Raw genomic sequence first — 22714 nt, forward strand, 5'->3', positions numbered from 1 at the left:
GTGAATCTCAATGTCTGCAACGCCGATGCCAGTAAGGCGCGTTCACTTGGCCGCGCCGGATGTCCGCGGCAGCAGCGTCCCGTCGACATACAGGTCGACGCGTTCGTTGTAGAACGTCACCATGCCCGCGACACCGGTGGCCTGGTTCGTGGGGTAGTCGTACGCCCAGGCGATGTCCTCGTGAGTGGCACCGTCGTTCACGAACGACCAGTAGCTGCTCGTCATCCCCTTGTACGCGCAGCCCGTCACCGTGTCGGAAAGGCGCAGCTTCGACAGGTCGACGTACCCGCGGTCGAGGTAGTACCGGGTCGGCAGGCCGGTCTCGTACAGCTTCACGCAGTGCGGCGCGTCGGCGAGCACGACCCCGTCGATCTCCACGCGGACGCTGCTGGAGGAACGCCTGGTGTCGATACGGGAGTAGGGGCTCCTCGGATGGACGAAGACCGGCTCGTCCTCCTCGAACCACGAGTCGAGCGCGTCCCACTCGAAGCGCACGGTGCCGCGCAGCGGCTCAGGCGCGTCGTCCGCCCAGACCCACGCGGCACCCGCACGCACCTCGGACCCGACACGCAGGCCGTGCCGCCGCGCGGAGGCGACGCCACGGTCCTCGGTGTGCCCCTCGTCGACGAGCACTCCTTCGGCCATGTCCTCGACGGGGATGCTCCACTGGGGATAGGCGCGCCACTCCCACACGTACAGGGCGCGCCGGGTGTCGAAGGCGACCCGGCCGCCGATCGTCCCCCGGATACGCCGGGGCACCGGTTCGACGTGCCCGACCGGGGCGATCAGGCTCGGACGCAGCACACTTTCTTCCGTCATCGGTGGCTCCTTGGCTCAGTCGTCGGTTCTCCCGCCGGGACCGTGGTCACTCCACGAAGTAGGAGTCGTGCTTCACGAAGAACTCGGCCCGCTCCTGGTCGGTGGCGTCGGCCAGCTGCGCGAGACCTTCGAAGTACTCCTCGCGGGGCGCGCCCGGTGTGAAGAGCAGCAGCATCTCGGTCAGCGAGTCGGAGTCGTTGCGGAACGCGTGCAGCCCACCCTGCGGGACGTGCAGGAAGTCGCCCTTCTTCCCCTCGATCCACTGCGTGCCGTCGTAGAGCCGGAGGGTGCCGTCGAGAACGTAGAACGATTCCGAGATGGTCTTGTGGTAGTGGGTTTTCGGACCGCCCGACCGCGCACCCATCACCACGCGGTAGAGCCCGAACTCACCTCGGGTGGTGGCTGTGGTCGCCAGGTAGTAGTAGCCGCCCTCCTCGGCCGTGCCGAGGTCCGGCGGTGTGTCCGCGGAGCGGAACTTGGCGCTGACTTCTCCGCCGTCGCCGTAGTACACCTGCTTCGGATATGACATGAGTACCACCCTTGCCCGTGTCGGTCTGTCTTCTCTTCTTCACAGGTAAGACCAGGCACGCCCCTCATCTGTGACGCGCCGCGCGTCCCGGCCGGCACACCACCGGCCGGGACGCGGCTCACCCCCCGCCGGGGGTCAGTCAGGAACCGGCCGGGGGGTCGGCCAGCTGGCCGTGGAGGAGGCCGGTGGACTGGCCCACCTCGATGAGGTAACCGTCCGGGTCACGGAGGTAGCAGCGCAGCTCGGCGACGCGGTCGAGCGGCTCCGTGAGGAAGTGGGCGCCCTTGGCGACGGCCTCGGCGTAGAAGGAGGCGATGTCGGCGACGCGCACGTTGAGGAAGCTCGACACCCGTTGTGTGTCCTGCGGCGCCTCCAGTGTGACGTCGGGCTTGTCGGGTGTGGGGCCACCGCCCGGGTTCATGATGATCCAGCTGTTGGCGACCTTCACCATCGCCGGGTTCTCGTCCATCACGACCTCGCCGCCGAAGATGTCGGCGTAGAAGCGCCGTGACGTCTCCACGTCGCGAACGGTCAGGAAGTGAGTGATCAGCAGGCCCTGTTCAGGGGCGGGCAGGTTACTGTGTGTCGTCATAGTGCGTCATCCTCGCTCGTCCGGATCCTCCGCCCGTGATGACCGGGCAGGTGCCGCTCGTGTGACACACGACCGGGGGACGGCTGACGCGCCAACTGGGCCCTCGCAACCCCGTCGGCGCGTCCACCACATGGCCCCTCAGGCGCCCGTCCCCCCGACCTTCGCCGTCCGCACCAGGGTCGTGGTCCTGCAGGAGATGCGCATGGCGCGGCCGCGCGGCAGGATCCGGGGCGTGATGTTGCCGAACAGATAGCCCTCGGGGGGCGGACAGGACAGCAGTAGGGCGGGGGAGTTGACCTCCTGGAGGCGGCGCAGCAGGGCTTCCTGGAGACCGCGTCCGGCGCCGGATGCCGAACGGGCCACGACCAGCCGGCTCCGGCAGCTCGGAGCCGGCCAGCAGGCGGGGGCAGCAGCCGTACCTCGGGCGCGCGGGCACGCGGTTCTTCCGAGGCCGCTGCGTCGCCGCGGGGGCGGCGGCCCTGGTGCGCTCGTACCACCCGGACCTGACCGCCCGCCGAGACCGCGCGGCGGCTGACGACGTCCGCCGCGCCGACCGGGAACGCGCCCCGGCTCGACCCGTACGCTGCCGTCGCCATGGTCCCGCCCGTCCAGGAGAGCGTGCCCGACTCCGCGCTGCCCGTGCCTGTGCCCGTCGAGTTCGCTCGCGGCGGCGAAGGCGTACGCGGGGGAGTCGGGCCGCCTCACCCAGGGGCTACTCCACGGCCGTCGGCCGGCGTGACAGGCTCGTCGCCTGCCGCACGTCCGTGAGCGGACGCAGCCGGTACGTGTACGTGTAGTCCCGGTCGGCGAGCAACTTGTAGGCGTCGTGGGTCTGTGCGCCCCAGCTGTCGTCGCCGCCGATGCCCATCTGCCGGTGGTTGACCCGCAGGACCACCTCGGCACGGGGGGTGAGTTGATAGTCGTGACGGGCGCCCACGGACAGGTCTTCCGGGGTGAAGTGCGAGGCGTTGATCTCCAGGAGACCGTCGCCGCTGACGAGCAGACCGCGCCCGTGCCGGTCGGTGAGCGCCGCCCAGCGCACATCGGTCTTGTTCCCGTTCTCCTGCGGGCGCAGGTACGGAGACCACTGCTCGGTGACGGTCCCGGACCAACGCCCCACATCGGTGGCGTCGTTGCGGTCCCAGTGGTTCTCCTCGGGGCCGCGTCCGTAGTAGTGGAGCTGCTCCAGGGCCGCCGGCAGACGCAGGATCGTGCCGATCTCGGGGATGTACGGGAGGGTGGACGCGCCAGGGCTCAGGGTGTTGTCGACCTTGATCTCGCCGTTGCCGAAGACGGTGCAGATCGTGGTGTACGCCGACGCGGTGGTGGTCGGCAGCGTGCCCTTGACCGTGATCTCGACCGCGCGCCCGTTCAGCTCGCGCACGGTCACGCCGGTGACCTCGCGCCGCGCGCCCGCGTCCCGCCAGGTCTGGTTGCGGGTGTGCTGACCGCTGCCCCGGTCGTTGTCGGTGGGGGCGCGCCAGAAGTTGGGGACGGGGCCTGAGGTGAGGAGCTTCGTGCCGGCCGCCTCGTACGAGGTGACGAGTCCGGTCGACGTGTCGAAGACGACCTTGAAGTCGCGTCCGGTGACGGTGACGTCGGAGTCGCTGCTCCGGTGGGTCAGCTTCGGCACCTGCGCGAGCGGCACCGGCTTGATCTCAGGGCTGTCGGCGTCGAGGGGCAGCTGGATCCGGGCCACCTCGAAGCCTTCGTCGGCCCACCGTGTGCGCTCCTTCGTGGTGAAGGACAGCTGGAGGAAGTACTCGGTCCCAGGGGCGGGGTCGCGTGGCAGTTCGACGGGCAGTGTGATGCGTTTGCCGGTCATCGGTGCCACGTCGAGCTGGAAGCGGCTGAGCTTGCCGCGCCGTACCGTCTCGCCGTCGCGTGACAGCTCCCACATTCCGTTGTACGCGCGGAGGTTGGTGAACAGGTTGTCGTTGGTGAGGGTGATCTCGCCGGGCGCGGCGCCCTCCGCGCGGGTCGCGGTGATCGGCTGGTAGATCCGTTTGACCTCGGCCGCCTTGCCGGTGTGTCCCCGGTCGGGCAGGACGATGCCGTCGCCGCTGAACGCACCGTCGTTGGGGTTGTCGCCCCAGTCGCCTCCGTAGGCGAAGAAGGTCTTCGCCCGGGCCTTCTTCGCTTCGTGCCGCGCTGTCTTCGCGTCGAACCAGAACCGCACGTCGTCGTCGCCGGAGCCGCGCTTCTCGTCGGCGAGTTCGGCGGCCTTGAGGGCGCGGGCGTATACCCGGGCCGCCCGGATCGTGCCGCTGAACTCCCGTGTCGGGTTCTCCACTTCACCGGCGAGCGAGAGCGAGGCGGTGTTGCTGCTGGGCCCCTGGGCGCTGGTCTTGGTGGCTTTGGCCGCGCCGTCCACGTACAGGGTCAGTGTCCCCGCGTTCGCGTCGTAGACACCCACGACGTGGTGTTCCTTGTCCGTCCAGCCGTCGTCCGGGGTGGTCCAGTTGGCCGCGATCCACTGGCCGCCCGCGTAGATGTAGAACTCCAGGCCGTTGTCTGACTGCTTCAGCGCGTACTGGGTGTCGCCCTTCGCGAGGATCGGCTGGTGGAATCCGCGTACGTGCGGGGTCATCCAGGCTTCGAGCGTGAGCGAGCCGGTGAGGTCGTCGAGCCGCTGGTCGCGCGCGAAGACGGTCGCGCCGCTCACGCCGTGCTCGGGGTCGAACGATCCCGAGGGGTTGATGACTTCGCCCGTCAGCCCGGCGGGTCCGGTCTCCGTGAGCAGCGTGCGCGCCGGCGTCGGCCAGGTCAGGGCCTGGTCGACGAAGTCCCAGATCCAGCCGCCCTGCAGGACGTCGTAGCGGCGGATGACGTCCCAGTACTCCTTGAAGTTGCCGGTCGAGTTCCCCATCGAGTGGGCGTACTCGATCATCACGTAGGGCCGGGTGTCGGAGGTGTCCTTCGCCCGCTCCTCGATCCTGCTCGGCGACTCGTACATCTTGGACCGGATGTCGCTGGTGCCGGGGGAGTTGTCGCCCTCGTACTGGATGACGCGCGTCGGGTCGTACGAGTGGATCCACTCGTGCATGGCGCGGAAGGAGGAGCCGGAGCCTGCCTCGTTGCCCAGCGACCAGATGACGACGCTCGCGTGGTTCTTGTCGCGGTGGACCATGTTCTGGGCGCGGTCCACGCACGCGGTCGTCCAGTCGGCGTGGCTGCCGGGGTACTGGCCGTTGACGCCGTGCGTCTCAAGATTGGTCTCACCGACGAGATAGAGACCGTACTCGTCGGCCAGTTCCAGCCAGAGGGGGTTGTTGGGATAGTGCGAGGTGCGGACCGAGTTGATGTTCAGCCGCTTGATGAGCGTGATGTCGTCGACCAGGTCGGCGCGGCTGAGAGCCGAGCCGCGGACCGGGTGCATCTCGTGACGGTTCGTGCCGCGGAAGGTGATCGGCTGCCCGTTGATCCGCATGAGCCCGTCGGTGAGCGCGAACTCACGCAGACCGATCCGGTGCGAAAGCGTCTCCACGATCTTGCCCGCGGGGTCGCGCAGTCGCAGGACGGCGGTGTACAGGTACGGATCCTCGGCGGACCACAGGCGCGGTGAGGGTACGGACCTGGTGCCCGTGACGGTCGCCTCGTCGGCGCCCGGCGCGGCCCGCTGGGTCAGTGGACGCCCCCACACGGCGTGCCCGTCGGCGTCGTACAGCTGCGTCTCCACCGTGTAGGCCGCCCCGGCGGCGCCGCCCGCGTAGTCCCGTACGTGCGCGGTGACGGACAGTTCGGCGCTGGTGTAGCCGCCCCCGAGCGGGGTGTCGAGCTTGAAGTCCCGGATGTGGACCCCGGGCGTCGAGTACAGGTACACCGACCGGAAGATGCCGCTGAGGCGGATCATGTCCTGGTCCTGGAGCCAGTCGCCGTCGGAGTAGCGGTAGACCTCGACGGCGATCTGGTTGGTGCCGTCCTTCAGGTACGGGGTGATGTCGTACTCGGCGGGTGTGTACGAGTCCTCGTGGTAGCCCGCCAACTGGCCGTTGATCCATACGTAGTGGGCGGCCTTGACGCCCTCGAAGTGCAGGAACGTACGGCGGTCCGCCCAGCCCTTCGAGACGGTGAAGGAGCGCCGGTACTGGCCGACGGGGTTGTAGCGGGTCGGCGCCGCCGGCGGCTGCGCGTCCTCGCCGAGACCGTTCGGCCCCCACCACGGGTAGGTGATGTTGATGTAGATCGGGTAGTCGTGGCCGTGCAGCTGCCAGGCCGACGGGACCGGGGTGGTCTCCCAGTCGGAGTCGTCGAGGTCGGTGCGGTAGAAGTCCTCGTCCTTGTCGGCGGGCCGGTTCACGTAGGCGAACTTCCAGTCGCCGTCGAGGCTTTGACGCCACGGGGACGTGGTGCGGTCGGCGGCCAGAGCCTGCTTGAGGTTCGCGTACGGCATGAGCGTGGTGTGGGGCGGCTCGGTGCCGAGCCGGACGACGTCGATGTGCCCGTTCCACTCGTCGCCGGAGGCCTGGACGCCGGCGGCGGTGCCGGCGGCTCCGGCGGCGAACGCCCGGCCGGCGCCGGGCAGCGCGCCGGACAGGGCGAGCCCGCCGAGGACGGCGGCGCTCGCTTCGAGGAGGCGACGGCGGCTCACGTAACCGCGGGGGGAGTGCGGGCTCGGGTTCGGGGACGGGTTCGGGTGCGGGAGCGCCATGGCGGGGGCCTTCCTCGTGTGCCGAGATATGCAGCGGGTGGGGGGCGGAGAACACCTGACGGGCCGCGCCCACCCTAGAGAATGAACACAATCCCCACAATGACGACGTCAGATTCTGTTGTTTTTTGGTTCAGGGGGTTCTGGAGCTTCGGTCGGCTTGCTATAACTGGCGGACGTTGAAACGTTCCATCCATCGCCGTGGCGGAGCTGCGGGCGATGCCTCGCGAAGGGCCCGCATCGTGCTCCGACCCAGCACACCGTCCCTCACCGCCGCCGTGGCCGCCCCCCTCTGTGCGATCGCGCTGCTCGCCTCGGCACTCTTCACCGGAGCGTCCCCCGCCTCGGCGCACACAGGGCTGCGCGTCACCGGAGTCTCCGCCGACGGCAGGACGCGCCCCCTCGGCGTCGAGGCAGCGCATCCGAGACTCGGCTGGCAGCTGGGCTCGGACGGACGCGACACGGAACAGAGCGCCTACCAGGTCCGCGTGGCGTCATCCGCGGAAAAACTGGACCATGGCGCCGCGAACGTCTGGGACAGCGGACGGCAACCGTCAGCCGAATCCGTCGGCGTGCCCTACGGCGGTCGATCGCTCGCGCCCGGCAAGCGCTACTACTGGCAGGTCCGCGTCTGGGACACGCGCGGCAACTCCTCGGCCTGGAGCGCTCCTTCGTACTGGGAGACGGCCCTCGCCTCGGCCGCCGACTGGCGCGGAGCCCAGTGGATCGGCGCGTCCGACCCGGACGCCGGCGCTCCGCTGCTGCGTAAGGACTTCACCCTGGGAAAGCCGGTGGCGCAGGCTCGCGCCTACGTCTCGGGTCTGGGTATCGACGAACTGCACCTGAACGGCGCCAAGGTGGGCGACCACGTCCTCGCCCCGGGCGCCACGCCCTACGACCGCCGGGTGCTGTACGACACCTATGACGTCACCAAGGCGCTGCACCGGGGCGACAACACCGTGGGGCTGTGGCTCGGCCACGGCTACGGAGAGGGCTACAACCCCTACGGCTTCCGCTGGTTGGGCCCGCGGCAAGCCATCATGATGCTGGACATCACGTACACCGACGGCACGCACGCCACGGTCACCACCGATCCGTCCTGGCGGTGGTCGGACGGGCCGATCACCGCGGACGACCTGTACGACGGCGAGTCCTACGACGCACGCGAGGAGCAACCCGGCTGGGACAAGCCGGACTTCGACGACCACGCCTGGAAGGGCGCGGCGGCGGCCGACGCCCCCAAGGGGGACCTGCACGCCAACACCATGCCGCCGGTCCGGGTGACGGACACCCTCGCACCGGTCAAGGTCACCCAGCCCCAGCCCGGCACCTACCTCTACGACTTCGGCCAGAACATCGCCGGCTGGGCCCGGGTAGGCGCCCATGGCACGGCCGGCACGCGCATCACGATGCGCACCGCCGAGGAGCTCAAGGACGACGGCACGCTGGACACGGCCACCAACCGCGACGCCGCGGCCACCGACACGTTCACGCTGGCAGGCAGCGCGGGGCGCGAGACGTACGAACCCCGCTTCACCTACCACGGCTTCCGCTACCTGGAGGTCACCGGATACCCGGGCACCCCGCGCGCCGACGACATTCGGGCCCGCGTCGTGCACGCGGATGTCGAGTCCACCGGATCGTTCGACTCCTCCAGCGATCTGCTCAACAGCATCTGGCGCAACAACCGCTGGAGCATTCTGAACAACTCGATGAGCACACCCACGGACACCCCGGTACGGGACGAACGCACCCCTCCCGCGATGGACGTACAGGCCTACCGGGACGCGTCCACCCGGGAGTTCGGCATGGACGCCTTCTACGCCAACTACCTCAAGGACATGCCACCGGGAACCGCGCTGCCGTCCGACGACGTCAAGTCGCAGTACCCCGACATGGCGGGCGGCCAGGTCTCCCTCGCCTGGACGCTGTACGAGGACTACGGCGACCGCGACGCCCTGGAGAGCGCGTACCCGGACATGAAGCGGTTCGTGGACCGCAACGCCGCCGAAGCCCCCGGACTGATCTGGCCCGAGGACAAGGGCTTCGGGGACTGGTGCCCGCCCGACCACAGGCCGGAAGCCAACGACGGCATGGGCGGACCCGACGCGGGCGAGTGCTTCAGCGAGGTGTCCCTCGTCAACACCGCACTCTCCTACGACCAGGCCCGCGCCACCGCGCAGGCGGCCGACGCCCTCGGCTTCGCGACGGACGCCCGGCACTTCACCTCCCTGGCCGCCGACATCAAGGACGCGTTCAACACCCACTTCCTGAACGCCGCCGGCGACACCTACGGCAGCGGGCGCCAGGTGACGAGCATCCTGCCGCTGGCTCTCGGTCTCGTGCCGGAGGACCGCGTACGGGCGGTCGGCGACCAGCTCGTACGCACCGTCGTCGACCACGACGACAGCCACCTGGACACCGGCATCTTCGGCACGCGCTACCTGGTCGACGCGCTGGCCCGTATCGACCGTGCCGACCTCGCGATGACGATGCTGAACCAGCGGACCTACCCCGGCTTCGGCTTCGAACTCTCCCACGGCGCCACCACGAGCTGGGAGCAGTGGCTGTACAGCTCGTCGATGGAGACGCACGACCACGCCATGTTCGCGGGCATCAACTCCTCCCTCTACACCGTGCTCGCGGGAATCCGCCCCACCGGTCCGGGATACCGCGACATCACCGTCGCACCGGTCGTGCCCGCCGGCCTCGACCATGTCTCGGTCACGCAGGACACCGTGCGGGGCCGGGTCGCCAGCACCTGGCGCAGGACGGGAACCGGGCTGCGGCTGACGGTCGTTGTCCCCGCCAACAGCCGCGCGGTGGTCCGGGTCCCGCTTCTCGCCGAGGGGGACCAGGTCCGAACACCGGCCGGAGCCCGGCGGGTCCACAGCACGGAGCGGTCCGTCTCCTTCCAAGTGGACTCCGGCAGCTGGACGTTCACGGCGGGCTGAGGAAGGGCGGAGGATCACCGGCACCTCATGCGCCGACCCGGGGGCGCAGTCCTCAGGCCGATTTGTCCCAAGGTCCACTGAACCGTCCAAGTTCTGGTTCCGTTGTGCTTCTTGCAAGTAAGCCTCGTGTTCCGCGAAAGGACCGCAAGATGCAAGAAGGCACAGGATCGGGCAGTGACGACTCCACCAGTTCCGTCGACAGCTACCTTGGCATCCAAGGTCTGAGGGACTTCATGGAGCAGAACCAGGAAACCCGACGGGACATCCAAACCCTCGACACCCTGGAGAGCCGCGCTCCCACCCGTGATCCGCGTCCGGACACCGCTCTGAGGTGGGTCGACCTGCGGGGGGAGGGAAGCTATCACGCGGCCACCCAGGGGGAGGATGGTAACTGGGCCGTGGAAACATGGAAGCAAGGCACGCAGTGGGTGCAGGAGAACCAACAAGGAATCAAGGACTTCGCCGAGATCGTCGGTCCGCACATCGTCCAGGGGACGGGCAGGCTGGCTCAGCGGAACTATCCCGTCCTGGGGGCGGTGCTCACCACCGCCGGCGTGACGCTGGAAGCGGGTGCGGCAGTCAGGCGCATGGTGCGGTACGGAGGGTCGGCGGTGCAGTCCGGCAGTGCGGCAGACTGGTTGAGGACCGTCGCGGCGGGTATCCAGACCGGCACGGCGGTCGGTGCCGGCCTCAGCTACCTCCCCAACACCGAGGCGAACCAGGCTCTGCTGTACCAGGGGTTGCACAACGTCGGCACAGCCACCGGTGCGCTTGCGACGGGTGCCACGACGACGCAGCGGCAGGCCGAAGAGTCGAGCCTCCCCTTCAGCACACCACTGACCACGATGCCCGCCAGCAGCACGCTGCCCGCTCCTACCGGCCACAACACGTACGGGCAGCAGCAAGACGCAGCACCGAACTTCTCGTACCCGACGCCGCAGGCCTACCCCGTCAACCCCGCCAACGTCGTCTACAGCAACACGCACAGCAACCAGGGAGGCGGCAACCAGGACTCCGGTCACGGCGATTCGCATGCGGAGTCCAGCGGGACCTCGTACGACAACAGTGGAGGGGTCACGCGTAGGGGCGGATACGGGAACTCCGGTCCGGTCCAACGCGGCCGCGGCGGTCCCGCCGCCGGCCGCTGATCCGGCCGGCAGAGCCACCGTCACACTGACCTGACTCGCCATCCAGCGAGCCCCCGGCAGCCCGGCCCGCCCCGGTCGGGGCGGGCCCCACACGTGTGCGCGCGGGCTGCCGGGGGCGCCGGGCGCCGGTCACCCCGGATTCCGGAGGAGAGCTCGGGGAAACCCGCGTCGGCACCAGCCGTGATCACCTCGTCGTCCAACCGCGGTGACGGATCATGGGCCCGGACATAGACGGTGACTCGCGCCCCGTTGACACGCGTTGTTCCGTACGGGCGGAAGTGGCGCCGCAAGGTGCTTGTTTTCGCTTGCTCCTGCGGGTCGGTCGGCGGGTGCGCGCCGGCCGGGGCGCGGACCGCGACGATTCGGTCGAAGTCCAGCATGCGTGCCGCTATGGCTTGGGCGGGAAGCTCGACACCCCCAAGTGTGTTCGACGAAACGGGGTCCCGTGCCAGGGCCAGATCCGTCAGGAGGCGGGTGTCCTCGGGGTTGGCCGCGGTCCAGGCCCGGTACTGGGCCGAGAGATAGAGCAGCCCGTCGCCGGGACGGCCTTCCTTGCGTACGGTGGCGCCGATGGCGGTGACGTCGTTGCTCCGGCTCCGGGGCGTCCTCAGCGCAAGGCTCGTCGGGACGAGCGCGGTCAGTACGGCGACCGCGGAAAGTGCGGCGACCGGCGCGATCCACGCGTTGCGGGAAGACCGCCGCAGCCGGTGGACGTAATCCATGCCGGCGCCCAGCAGCAAGGCGATGCCGATGTTGCTGTAGAGCACATACCGGTCGACGAAAAGGGGCTTGACCAGCGAGGCGGTCAGTAGCAGAAGGCACGGAAGCACAACGATCGGCACAGCCAGCGCGGAAAGCCGCACGGGCCCCCTCATCCGCACGGGCGCCAGGGCACACACCACGCCCATGGCCGCCACGGCCAGGAAACCGGGAAGCCGCACCGGTGCCTCGATCCAGGACAGCTGCCCCGACTGTCCCGCACTACGGATCGCCAGCGGCAACAGCCCGGCCACCACGCCCGCGGCAGTCACACTCCACGCCCTCAGCACCGGTCGTGGAACACGCGAGACGACCAGTGTGACGCCGTGTGCCACCAGGGCGAGAACCGCGAACTCGTGGAACAGGCAAGCCAACAGCATGGTGGAGCCGTAGACCGCCCACCGCCATCGGGCGCGCTGCGGGACGCTGACGACGAGCGCGTACGTGGCCCAGGTGACCAGGGCGCAGACCACGGCGTAGGAGCGGCCCTCCTGCGCGTACTTCTGTACCTGGGGGAGGAGCGGGAAAACCAGACCGGCCAGCAGTCCGGCGCGGGGTCCTGCCAGGCGTAGCCCCAGCAGCCCGACTCCGCCCGCCGCCGCGGCCATTGCCAGTACGGACGGCAGCCGCAACGTCAGCAGCCCGCCGCCGAAGAGACCGAAGATCTCATGCATCACGGCGTAGTGGAGGGCATGGACCAGATCAACATGCTGCGTGGTGAGCCATATCTGCGACAGTTCGCGGTGCGCGAGTTGGTAGGTGACGGACTCGTCCCCCCACATGGTGTTCTTCCTGCGGACACCCCAGAGCCCCAGAGCGATGGTCAGCGACAAGGGCGCGATGACGACAACGGCTCTGGCTCGCCTGGGTGGTTGTCGACGGGCGGGTGCGGGAGGGGAAACCGTCCCGGCCCCGGCGGGGGCACGTTCAGCAAGGGACATCGGCGGACAGGGCCTTTCAGCAGCGGCGAAGGATTCCGCCAGCGTGCCCGGACCGCGTTGACCGGACGCTGACCCAACCTGACCGGCCGGTCAGGAAGGCGCCCCGGCGTTGTGCAAGGCTCTCGGCATGCGCATCCTGGTGGTCGAAGACGAGGTGGACCTTGCTCACACACTGCACACCGGTCTGACAGCGGAGGGCTACAGCGTCGATCTCGCCCATGACGGACGGCAGGGGCTGTGGATGGCCAGGACCGGCGAATACGCCCTTGTCGTACTGGACTTGATGCTGCCCGGACTCAACGGCTACAAGGTCTGCGCCCAGTTGCGCCGGGAAGGCAACGCGACGCCCATCCTCGTACTCACCGCCAAGGACGGGGACTGGGACCAGGCAGAGGCGCTGGACACGGGGGCCGACGACTACCTGGCCAAACCCTTCTCCTACATGGTGCTCGTCGCACGGCTGCGGGCTCTGGTCAGACGAGCCGCCACGGTCGCCCCGCCCGTCCTTGCCGTGGGCGACCTGTCGTTGGATGTCGCCGGCCGCGTCTGCCACCGGGCCGGGGCCCGGGTAGTACTGACGCCGCGGGAGTTCGCCGTGCTGGAGCTGCTGGCCCGCCGGGCGGGCCAGGCGGTCTCCAAGTCGGATTTGCTCTATCACGCGTGGCCGGACGAAGCCCTGGATCCCAACCTGGTGGAGGCGCGCGTCAGCGCCCTCCGCAAGAAGGTGGACGCCGCGTTCGACCGGCAGTCCCTGCAGACCGTACGGGGGATCGGTTACCGACTGGTGGACGACCGTGAACGCGACTGAGCCGCGACGCCGCTGGTGGCCGCGTTCGGTGCGGTCCCGCACGGCGTTGGCCGTCGCCTCGACCGCCGCCGTCATCCTGGTCGGCATCGGCTGGTGGGTGCACGGCGACGTCTACCACAGGGGCACGCAGATCACCGAAGAACAAGCCCGGTCCCAGCTCTGGGCTCTCTGCGAGCAGCTGGAACAGGGTGTGATTCCCGTCTCCATAAATACCGTGCCGTTCGAGGTCGTCGCCTCCGGCCGACGCACCGCTGTCGCTTCCGGCGGGGCTCTGCGTGACGCCTACCCGGACACCCATCACGTGATGCCCGCCCCGCCGACCGGGGAGGCCGCGCTGTACCCGCCCGACACCGTCCGCATACCTGTGAACCGCAACTACAACCCGAGGGACAAATTTGATATGCCCGGCGGGACCCAGCAGGTCATGACCGCCGATATCGTGCCCGGACAACTCAGCGGCGAAGAAAGAGCCGCTCTGGGCGTCGCCGCCGACGCCAACCTGCGGGTCTATGTGGTGGTGCTCCCGCACACAGCCAAGGAAATCACCGAGGTCACCGATCGCGTGCTGTTGCGGGCCGGGCTCGTCGGCCTCGTACTGATCGGCGCCGTCGCCTACTTCGCCGTCCGGATCGCGCTGCGACCGGTCGAAGCCATCCGCGTCCTCACCGCGTCGGTCACCGCGACCGACCCCCGTGAACGCGTCACCGTCCCCGCCACGGGACACGAGATCACCGCCCTGGCCACCACCATCAACACCACCCTCGAACGCCTCGACAACGCCGCCGCCCAGCAACGCCGCTTCGTCGCGGACGCCGCCCACGAACTACGCAGCCCCCTCACCACACTGCTGGCCAGCCTGGAGGTCGCGCTCGCCTACCCGGAACGCACCGACTGGCCCGCGGCGGCCGGCACCGCCGCACGACAGACCCGCCGCCTCCAAGCACTCGCCGAAGACCTGCTGCTCCTCGCCCGCCTCGACACCCGTACCACCACAGCCAGCCCCGAAACCGTCGACCTGACAGCCCTCGCCTTCCGGCTGACCGAGCATTACCCCCTCACCGAAAGACCGTTGACCCTCACCTGCGACAGCACCGCCCCCGCCCACGCACTCGGAACCCTCGACGAGTACGAACGGCTGCTGCGCAACCTCATCGACAACGCCGCCCGTCACGCCGCACACCGCATCCAGCTGACCATCCGAAACCAGGACGACTCGGTGGTCCTCACGGTGCACGACGACGGACCGGGCGTACCCCCCGAAGACGCCGAGCGCGTCTTCGAGCGCTTCGTCCGGCTCGACGACGCCCGCTCCCGCGACCACGGCGGCACCGGTCTGGGCCTCGCCATCGCCCGCGACCTGGCCCACCGTCACGGAGGCACCCTCGTCCTCACCCCCCGGACCCTCGGAGCCTGCTTCGAGCTACGCCTTCCCCGAGCCTCCAGCCCGGCCGGGAAGTGACACGCCTCTCGCTCTCACATCCGCGGGCTCGGCCACGGACGACGAGCTGACGCTCACATGGTGAGATCGGCGTCCCGCCAACTTGACGCCCAGACGGGCAGGTATGAGGATCCAGACCATGCGCACCCGCATTCTCGTACTTGGATAGCGCGTCGGCCGAAGCCGGGACCTTTTGAACTACGGTCACCGCCCGACGCGCTCCCCTCGGTCGCCCACCGGCACGAGGGGTTTTTTGTTGCCGCCCGCGACCACAGCGTTTCGCGGCAGCCACGCGCCGGTACCGCGTCCCCCTACGCCCTCCGCAGTGAACAGAGAGAATGCCGATGACCGAGCAGGCCTTTGAACCTCGGCTCCCGCAGCCTTACCTGCGCGACACACCGCAGCAGACCGCCAACACCACGTCCACCGCGTCAACCGCGTCTTCGGGCGAGCGCGTCACGGGCGCGCAGTCGCTGATCCGCTCGTTGGAAGAATGCGGTGCGGAAGTCCTTTTCGGGATCCCGGGCGGGGCGATCCTGCCCGCCTACGATCCTCTGCTGGACTCCCGGCGCCTGCGACACATCCTGGTCCGCCACGAGCAGGGCGCGGGCCATGCCGCGACCGGCTACGCGCAGGCCACCGGCAGGGTCGGGGTGTGCATCGTCACGTCCGGGCCGGGCGCCACCAACCTGGTCACCCCGCTGCTCGACGCCTACATGGACTCCGTGCCCTTGGTCGCGATCACCGGCCAGGTGCCCACCCAGCTCATCGGTACGGACGCCTTCCAGGAGGCGGACATCGTCGGCATCACGATGCCGATCACCAAACACAGCTATCTCGTGACCGATCCGGCCGACATCGCACGGGTCGTCTCCGAGGCGTTCCAACTCGCCTCCACCGGGCGGCCCGGCCCGGTCCTGGTGGACATCGCCAAGGACGCTCTCCAGGCGGACACCGTGTTCGCCGTGCCACCGCTCGCCCCCGACGCCCCGCCGGTGTCGCGTGCCCACGGGAAGCAGATCCGGGAAGCAGCGCGGTTGATCACCCGGTCCGAGCGTCCGGTGCTGTACGTCGGTGGCGGCGTCCTCAAGGCCGGCGCCACCGCCGAACTGAGGGAACTCGCCGAGCTGACCGGTGCCCCCGTCACCACCACACTGATGGCGCTGGGCGCGTTCCCCGGCAGTCACCGCCAGCACGTGGGAATGCCCGGCATGCACGGATCGGTCACGGCCGTCGCCGCACTGCAGAAAGCCGACCTGATCGTGGCCCTGGGAGCACGCTTCGACGACCGGGTCACCGGCAGGGTGGACACGTTCGCCCCGCACGCCAAGGTCGTGCACGTCGACATCGACCCCGCCGAGATCGGCAAGAATCGCCGTGTCGATGTGTCCGTCGTCAGCGACGCCCGCACCGCCATCGACGATCTGGCCCGCACCATCCGCCCTCTGCTCGCGGAAGGCCAGGCCGACGCCGGTGCGAAGTCCGGCTACGCCGCCTGGTGGCAGGAGCTGGACCGCTGGCGCGCGTCCTACCCGATCGCCTACGACCGCCCTGCCGACAACAGCCTCTCCCCGCAGCAGGTCATCGAGCGCATCGGTCAGCTTGCCCCTGCGAACACGGTCTTCACCTCGGGAGTCGGCCAGCACCAGATGTGGGCCGCGCAATTCCTCCCCCACGAAGAGCCCGGCACCTGGCTGAACTCAGGGGGCGCCGGAACCATGGGCTACGCCGTCCCCGCCGCCATGGGCGCCAAGGTCGCACAGCCCGACAGCACCGTCTGGGCCATCGACGGGGACGGATGCTTCCAGATGACCAATCAGGAACTCGCCACCTGCGCCCTCAACAACATTCCGATCAAGGTCGCCGTCATCAACAACGGTGCCCTCGGCATGGTCCGTCAGCAACAGAACATGCTCTACAACCAGCGCTACTCGGCCTCCACCCTGCACTCGGCCCCCGACAGCGAACGCTCCCACACGGCACCTGCCGGCACACGCACCCCCGACTTCGTCAAACTCGCCGAAGCCCTGGGCTGCGCCGCACTGCGCTGCGAGGCCGCCGACGACCTGGACGACGCCATCCAGACAGCCAACGCCATCACTGACCGGCCCGTCGTCATCGACTTCATCGTCGAGGAAGACGCCATGGTCTGGCCCATGATCCCGGCCGGTGCCTCCAACGACGCCATCATGACCGCACTCGACCTGCGCCCCGACTTCGGTCAATTCGACGACTAGTGGCACAGCGGATCGGGATCAACGAGCCGCCACCGGAACAAGCTTCTCCCGGTTGGCGGCCCGGTCCGCCCGCTCCCGCAGGAGCCCCCGCTCCGCTACCGCCCCCGGGCCTGTTCCAGGTTCGACCGGTGGGGGCCGGAGAGCCAGTCCGCATGCGGTCCCAGCCGCGCGTCGACCGGCTCCACCCCGCGCCGGAGCGTGTCGATGTAGGCATGGTCGGCAGCGAGGCGGGCCGCCACCTCGGGACCTTCGGCCACGGAACCGTGGCCGGGGATCACGACGTCGACGTGCCGGGCGGTCTCATCCAGCCGGTCGAGCGCTGCCTCGTAGGCTCCTACCTGATCGTCCTGGCGCATGTCGAGGAGCGGGATCAGGACGTCGGAGAGCATGTCGCCGGCGACCAGGACGCCACGGTCCGCGAGGAGGACCGCGGCGTGGCCGACGGCGTGCGCCCGATGCTCGATGATCTCGCCCGGCACCGGTCCGCCGTCCTCGGGCAGCGGGGTGACCAGCGCGACAAGGTCCAGAGGGACGCCGGACGCGCTCTCCGCCGCCATCGCCTGCGCCCGCTCCCGGGCTTGAGAGGCGAGGTGGCTGGTCGCGGCGGTGGCGTAGCGCGGCACGTCGCCGAACCGGGGGTGCCAGAGCAGATGGTCCCAGTGGGGATGCGTGGAGAACCCGGCGACCACCGGAATACCGAGCCGGTCCACGTCGTCGGCGAGCCGGCTCAACTCGGAGCCGTTGATGCCGGGATCGATCAGGATCAGCCCGTCCTCCCCGCGCACCACGACGGAATTGCTCCAGACCCACTCGCTCTGCCGGACCCAGACACCGTCGGCCACCTGCTTCAGCTCGCCCACCGCTACTCCCATCGTTCGGTTACAGCGCTGAGACCGCGCTCCGCACGCAAACTCATCGCTTTGAGCGCCCGGGGACGCGATGTCAGGACAAAGGCCGTGTCGCCGCCATCATCCACCGATCAGCCGTTCAAAGGGCGAGTTGGCCCGTCCGCACGGGAACCGCGGCACAGCCCTTGACGCTCACGGACCTGCGGTGTCAGCATCACGCCAATCAATGTTTGCGTAAACGTCACCGCGTGCCACGTTGTTGCGGCACCTCATGGTTGCGCAACCATCCACCCTGCGGCCCGACCGCGGCGGGGTCAGAACAACGACGTCAGGGGATGGGTCATGGCTGTCATTTCGCCCCCGCCGGCGGCCGGTCGTGCCGCTCCGCCGCGCAGGCGCAGCGGCGGGCGGCGATGGGTCGGCTGGGGCTTCGTCGCCCCGTTCCTGGTCGTCTTCGCGCTGGTCTTCCTGGCGCCGATCGCCTACTCGGTCTACCTGAGCCTGTTCCGGGAGCAGTTGATCGGCGGCAACCACTTCGTCGGCATCGACAACTACCGCCAGGCGTTCCAGGACCACGAGTTCTGGTCCGGCATCACCCGGGTCGGCCTGTTCCTCGTGATCCAGGTACCGATCATGCTGGGCATCGCGCTGTTGGTGGCGCTCGCGCTGGACAGCGGGCGGCTCTACGGGCGGAACTTCTTCCGGATCTCGATCTTCCTGCCCTATGCGGTACCGGCGGTCGTGGCCACCCTCATGTGGGGGTTCATGTACGGCAAGCAGTTCGGCCTCGTGGCGAACATCAACGATCACTTCGATGTCACGCTGCCGGACCCGCTCTCCCCGGACCTGATTCTCGCCAGCATCGGCAACATCGTCACCTGGGAGTTCGTCGGGTACAACATGCTGATCTTCTACGCGGCCCTGCGGGTGATCCCGCAGTCCCTCTACGAGGCCGCCGCGATCGACGGCGCGGGGCAGTGGCGCATCGTAGGCGCCATCAAGCTCCCGGCGATCCGAGGCGCTCTGGTCATCGCCACGATCTTCTCCGTCATCGGCAGCTTCCAGTTGTTCAACGAGCCCAGCATCCTCAAGTCCCTCGCGCCCAACGCCATCACGACCTACTTCACGCCCAACCTCTACACCTACTCGCTCTCGTTCTCCGGCCAGCAGCACAACTACGCCGCAACGGTCGCCATCGTCATGGGGATTGTCACAATGATCGTCGCCTACATCGTGCAGCTCCGCGGCATGCGCAAGGAGGTGTGAACCCGTGACCAGTGAACTCGCGCCCGCCGCGGGCACACCGACGGCCGCAGGACCGTCCCGCGCGTACCCGGTGCTGCGCACCGCGCGCCTCCCGCGCCGCCGCAAGGCGCACGGCCGGCCCCGGCGCAGCGTCCTGCTGACCGCGCTGACCAGTCTCGTGGTGATCTACACCCTGGTGCCGCTGGCCTGGCTGTTCATCAACGCCTGCAAGACCCAGCCCCGGCTGCTCAGCTCTTTCGGCCTGTGGTTCAGCGGCGACTTCGCGCTGTGGGACAACATCACCGAGACCTTCACCTACAACGACCACATCTTCGTGCGGTGGCTGCTGAACACACTGCTGTACGTGGTGGTGGGCGCGGGCGGGGCAACCTTCCTCGCGGTGCTGGGTGGTTACGGGCTGGCGAAGTTCAACTTCACCGGCAAACGTGCGGTGTTCGCCCTGATCATCGGCGCGGTCGCCGTACCCGGCGCGGCGCTGGCGGTCCCCACCTTCCTGATGTTCAGCAAGATGGGCCTGACCGACACCCCCTGGGCGGTGATCATTCCGTCGCTGATCTCGCCGTTCGGCCTCTACTTGATGTGGGTGTTCGCGAGCGAGGCGATCCCCGACGAGCTGCTGGAGGCCGCCCGGGTGGACGGCTCGGGCGAACTGCGCACCTTCTTCCGGATCAGCCTGCCACTGCTGGCGCCCGGCATCGTCACGGTGCTGCTCTTCACGATGGTGGCGACCTGGAACAACTACTTCCTGCCCCTGATCATGATCAAGAATCCGGACTGGTACCCCCTCACCCTCGGCATCAACTCGTGGAACGCCCAGGCCCGTACCGTCGGCGGCGAGCCGGTGTTCAACCTGGTGATCACCGGGTCCCTGCTGACGATCGTGCCGCTGATCGTGGCCTTCCTGCTCCTCCAGCGCTACTGGCAGTCCGGGCTCTCCGCCGGCAGCGTCAAGGAGTGACCACCGGTGCTTCCGGCACCCCATGTCCCCCTGCGGCTCCGTCCCTGACCCACCCCCGCGGTGCGGCCGGGCCGGTTCGGCAGAACATCACGTACAACGGAGTGGAATGAGATGACGAACAAAGTGGTTCGCCGTTGGGCACAGGGTGTCGCGGTGGTCGCCGCAGCCGCCCTCGGGCTGACAGCATGCGGCTCCTCCGGGGACAGCGACTCCGGCTCGGGCGGTAAGGCGTCCGACGCCAAAGCGGTCCAGGCGGCACTGACCAAGGGCGGCAGCATCACGGTCTGGGCGTGGGAGCCGACCCTCAAGCAGGTGGTGACCGACTTCCAGGCCAAGTACCCCAAGGTCCACGTGAAGATGGTCAACGCGGGGACCGGCAACGACCAGTACACCGCCCTGCAGAACGCGGTACAGGCCGGCAAGGGCGTGCCGGACGTGGCGCAGATCGAGTACTTCGCGCTCAGCCAGTTCGCCTTCGGCAAGTCGGTCGCCGACCTCAGCTCCTTCGGCGCCAAGAGCCTGTCGAAGACGTACTCGCCCGGCCCGTGGAACTCCGTGAACATCAACGGCGGTGTCTACGGGCTGCCGATGGACTCGGGTCCGATGGCGCTGTTCTACAACAAGAAGGTCTTCGACAAGTACAAGATCCCGGTACCCACCACCTGGGACGAGTATCTGGCGGACGCCCGCAAGCTGCACAAGGCCGACCCGAAGATGTACATCACCAGCGACACCGGTGACGCCGGCATGGCCACCAGCCTGATCTGGCAGGCCGGCGGCAAGCCCTACAAGGTCGACGGCACGAAGGTCTCGGTCGACTTCAACAAGGACCCGGGCACCGCGACGTACACCAAGGTGTGGCAGCAACTGGTCTCCGAGCACCTGGTGTCTCCCGTCAGCGGCTGGACCGACCAGTGGTACAAGGGACTGGCCGACGGCAGCATCGCGACCCTGACCACGGGCGCCTGGATGCCGGCCAACTTCACCTCGGGTGTCGCCGCCGCCTCGGGGGACTGGCGGGTCGCCCCGCTGCCGCAGTGGCAGGCCGGCGCACACGCCAGTGCCGAGAACGGCGGCAGCTCACTGGCCGTCATGCAGGCGAGCAAGAACAAGGAACTCGCCTACGCTTTCCTGCAGTACGCCAACCAGGGCGCGGGTGTGCAGGCCCGGCTCAAGAACGGCGCTTTCCCGGCGACGACGGCGGACCTGAACTCTCCCGCCTTCCTCAACACGGCGTTCCCGTACTTCGGCGGCCAGAAGGCGAACCAGATCTTCTCCGAGTCGGCCAAGAACGTGCTGCCCGGCTGGTCGTACCTGCCCTACCAGGTCTACGCCAACTCGATCTTCAACGACACCGTCGGTAAGGCGTACGTGTCCGCCACGCCGCTGACCGGCGGGCTGAAGTCCTGGCAGGAGGCCTCGGTCAAGTACGGCAAGCAGCAAGGGTTCAGCGTCGGCTGACCACCGCCCGGGTGGGGCCCGCAGCAGCCGGCGGGTCCCACCCCCCGTCCACCACGCGACGCAGTACCGGAAGGAATCCCATGGCTTCGACTCACCGCATCGCCGGCCGTGCCGGGCGTCGTGGAAGAGCGGGCGGGACACCCGCCGCAGACCTTAGAATCCCGTTGACCAGTGATCGGCCGCACGGCCGGCATCCGTCGCAGTGAGGTGCGCGACTCCAGTGGAGAACATTCCAGACGCGGCCCGGTACGACGACGGGACCCGGCCCGAAGGAGCAGGGGCGCGCGGACGGCGTAAGCGCGGGGCCTCGATGGCGGACGTCGCCCAACTGGCAGGGGTGTCCGCGCAGACGGTCTCACGCGTGTCGAACGGCTTCCCCGGGGTGGTGGCAGCCACCCGGCAGCAGGTGCTCGCGGCGATGAAGGAGCTGGGCTACCGCCCCAACAGCGCGGCCAGAGCGCTGAAACGGGGCGAGTTCCGCACCCTCGGCGTGATCCTGTTCAACATGTCCACCACCGGCAACATGCGCACGCTGGAGGCAGTCGCCCTCTCCGCCGCACAGGAGGGCTACGCCACCACGCTGATGCCGGTCAGCATGCCGTCGCAGGGCGAGGTCAGCGGCGCCTTCAATCGGCTCGGCGAACTCGCCGTCGACGGGGTGGTCCTGCTGATGGAGGTCCACCTGCTCGACGCGGCGATGGTGTCACTGCCGCCCAACGCCCAAGTGGTCGTGGTCGATTCCAACGCCGGGGACCGCTACTGCGTGGTCGACACGGACCAGGCCGGCGGCGCTCGGACCGCGGTGCGTCACCTGCTCGACCTCGGTCACGAGACGGTGTGGCATGTGGCCGGGCCCGAGGGGGCGTTCTCCGCCGAGCGCAGGGTCGCGGCCTGGCGCTCGGTGCTCGCCGAGGCCGGCCGCGACGTACCCGAACTGCTGCGCGGCGACTGGTCGACGGAGTCCGGCTACCTCGCCGGACAGCGGATCGCCGCCGACCTCTCCTGCACGGCGGTCTTCGTCGCCAACGACCAGATGGCCCTGGGGGTGCTGCGCGCGCTGCACGAGAGCGGGCGCAGGATTCCGGAGGACGTCAGTGTCGTGGGCTTCGACGACATCCCGGAAGCGTCCTCCTTCATCCCGCCGCTCACCACGGTGCACCAGGACTTCTCGGAAGTCGGCCGGCGCTGCGTGGAAGGGGTGCTGCGGCAGATCCGCAACGACACGGCGGAGAAGGGCACCACCCTTGTCCCGACCCGACTGGTGATCCGGGGCAGTACGGCGGCCCCCGCCGGAGACCGATAACCCGG

General features: G+C 69.0%; 16 protein-coding genes. 9 read left to right on the forward strand and 7 right to left on the reverse strand.

Annotated elements, in window-relative coordinates; translation table 11 throughout:
• Positions 1 to 42: 42 nt before the first annotated feature.
• From HY68_RS34465 to HY68_RS34485, 5 genes are all read right to left on the reverse strand, one after another.
• A complete protein-coding gene (locus HY68_RS34465) occupies positions 43 to 819 on the reverse strand; it encodes a DUF427 domain-containing protein (RefSeq protein ID WP_041999423.1) in 777 nt (258 codons plus the stop codon).
• A gap of 46 nt (positions 820 to 865) precedes the next feature.
• Complete coding sequence (locus HY68_RS34470; protein ID WP_042000742.1) at positions 866 to 1348, reverse strand: cupin domain-containing protein; 483 nt, start codon at positions 1346 to 1348, stop codon at positions 866 to 868.
• A 139-nt stretch (positions 1349 to 1487) separates the two neighbouring features.
• A complete protein-coding gene (locus HY68_RS34475) occupies positions 1488 to 1940 on the reverse strand; it encodes a VOC family protein (RefSeq protein WP_041999425.1) in 453 nt (150 codons plus the stop codon).
• A gap of 138 nt (positions 1941 to 2078) precedes the next feature.
• Positions 2079 to 2303 (reverse strand): hypothetical protein, encoded by a 225-nt coding sequence (locus tag HY68_RS34480; protein ID WP_041999428.1) that lies wholly within the window; start codon positions 2301 to 2303, stop codon positions 2079 to 2081.
• 349 nt (positions 2304 to 2652) lie between these two features.
• On the reverse strand, positions 2653 to 6591 hold the full coding sequence (locus HY68_RS34485; RefSeq protein WP_041999432.1) for a glycoside hydrolase family 2 TIM barrel-domain containing protein: 3939 nt from the start codon (positions 6589 to 6591) through the stop codon (positions 2653 to 2655).
• Positions 6592 to 6830: 239 nt separating this feature from the next.
• On the opposite strand from HY68_RS34485, the gene HY68_RS34490 reads away from it, so the two are divergent.
• Together HY68_RS34490 and HY68_RS34495 are read left to right on the forward strand one after the other, a co-directional pair.
• On the forward strand, positions 6831 to 9542 hold the full coding sequence (locus tag HY68_RS34490; protein WP_052457460.1) for a family 78 glycoside hydrolase catalytic domain: 2712 nt from the start codon (positions 6831 to 6833) through the stop codon (positions 9540 to 9542).
• A gap of 149 nt (positions 9543 to 9691) precedes the next feature.
• On the forward strand, positions 9692 to 10690 hold the full coding sequence (locus HY68_RS34495; protein WP_041999435.1) for a hypothetical protein: 999 nt from the start codon (positions 9692 to 9694) through the stop codon (positions 10688 to 10690).
• Between the two features lie 20 nt (positions 10691 to 10710).
• Here the strand turns inward: HY68_RS34495 and HY68_RS34500 are convergent, their stop codons facing one another.
• Positions 10711 to 12390: a glycosyltransferase family 39 protein gene (locus HY68_RS34500; protein WP_078864085.1), complete on the reverse strand. Its 1680-nt coding sequence runs from the start codon at positions 12388 to 12390 to the stop codon at positions 10711 to 10713.
• A gap of 127 nt (positions 12391 to 12517) precedes the next feature.
• Between HY68_RS34500 and HY68_RS34505 the strand changes: the two genes are divergently transcribed.
• The 3 genes from HY68_RS34505 (at position 12518) to HY68_RS34515 (ending at position 16873) form a co-directional block, all read left to right on the forward strand.
• A complete protein-coding gene (locus HY68_RS34505) occupies positions 12518 to 13198 on the forward strand; it encodes a response regulator transcription factor (protein ID WP_041999438.1) in 681 nt (226 codons plus the stop codon).
• Positions 13185 to 14657 (forward strand): HAMP domain-containing sensor histidine kinase, encoded by a 1473-nt coding sequence (locus tag HY68_RS34510; RefSeq protein WP_041999441.1) that lies wholly within the window; start codon positions 13185 to 13187, stop codon positions 14655 to 14657. Before HY68_RS34505 ends, HY68_RS34510 begins: the two co-directional genes overlap by 14 nt.
• A gap of 323 nt (positions 14658 to 14980) precedes the next feature.
• Positions 14981 to 16873, forward strand: coding sequence for an acetolactate synthase large subunit (locus HY68_RS34515; protein ID WP_107070282.1), 1893 nt, complete (start codon positions 14981 to 14983; stop codon positions 16871 to 16873).
• 95 nt (positions 16874 to 16968) lie between these two features.
• On the opposite strand, the gene HY68_RS34520 is transcribed toward HY68_RS34515, so the two are convergent.
• Positions 16969 to 17733, reverse strand: a complete 765-nt coding sequence (locus tag HY68_RS34520) for an MBL fold metallo-hydrolase (RefSeq protein WP_241778850.1) — start codon at positions 17731 to 17733, stop codon at positions 16969 to 16971.
• A gap of 330 nt (positions 17734 to 18063) precedes the next feature.
• Here HY68_RS34520 and HY68_RS34525 point away from each other — a divergent pair, with 330 nt between their 5' ends.
• The 4 genes from HY68_RS34525 (at position 18064) to HY68_RS34540 (ending at position 22709) form a co-directional block, all read left to right on the forward strand.
• Positions 18064 to 18987, forward strand: coding sequence for a sugar ABC transporter permease (locus tag HY68_RS34525; protein WP_041999448.1), 924 nt, complete (start codon positions 18064 to 18066; stop codon positions 18985 to 18987).
• Positions 18988 to 19057: 70 nt separating this feature from the next.
• Complete coding sequence (locus HY68_RS34530; RefSeq protein ID WP_241778904.1) at positions 19058 to 19945, forward strand: carbohydrate ABC transporter permease; 888 nt, start codon at positions 19058 to 19060, stop codon at positions 19943 to 19945.
• Between the two features lie 111 nt (positions 19946 to 20056).
• A complete protein-coding gene (locus HY68_RS34535) occupies positions 20057 to 21406 on the forward strand; it encodes a sugar ABC transporter substrate-binding protein (RefSeq protein ID WP_041999452.1) in 1350 nt (449 codons plus the stop codon).
• A 310-nt stretch (positions 21407 to 21716) separates the two neighbouring features.
• Positions 21717 to 22709 carry a LacI family DNA-binding transcriptional regulator gene (locus HY68_RS34540; RefSeq protein ID WP_041999454.1) on the forward strand — a complete coding sequence of 331 codons (993 nt, stop codon included), beginning with the start codon at positions 21717 to 21719 and terminating at the stop codon, positions 22707 to 22709.
• The last annotated feature ends 5 nt before the right edge of the window (positions 22710 to 22714 follow it).

The sequence above is a fragment of the Streptomyces sp. AcH 505 genome (genome assembly GCF_000818175.1).
Lineage (GTDB): Bacteria > Actinomycetota > Actinomycetes > Streptomycetales > Streptomycetaceae > Streptomyces.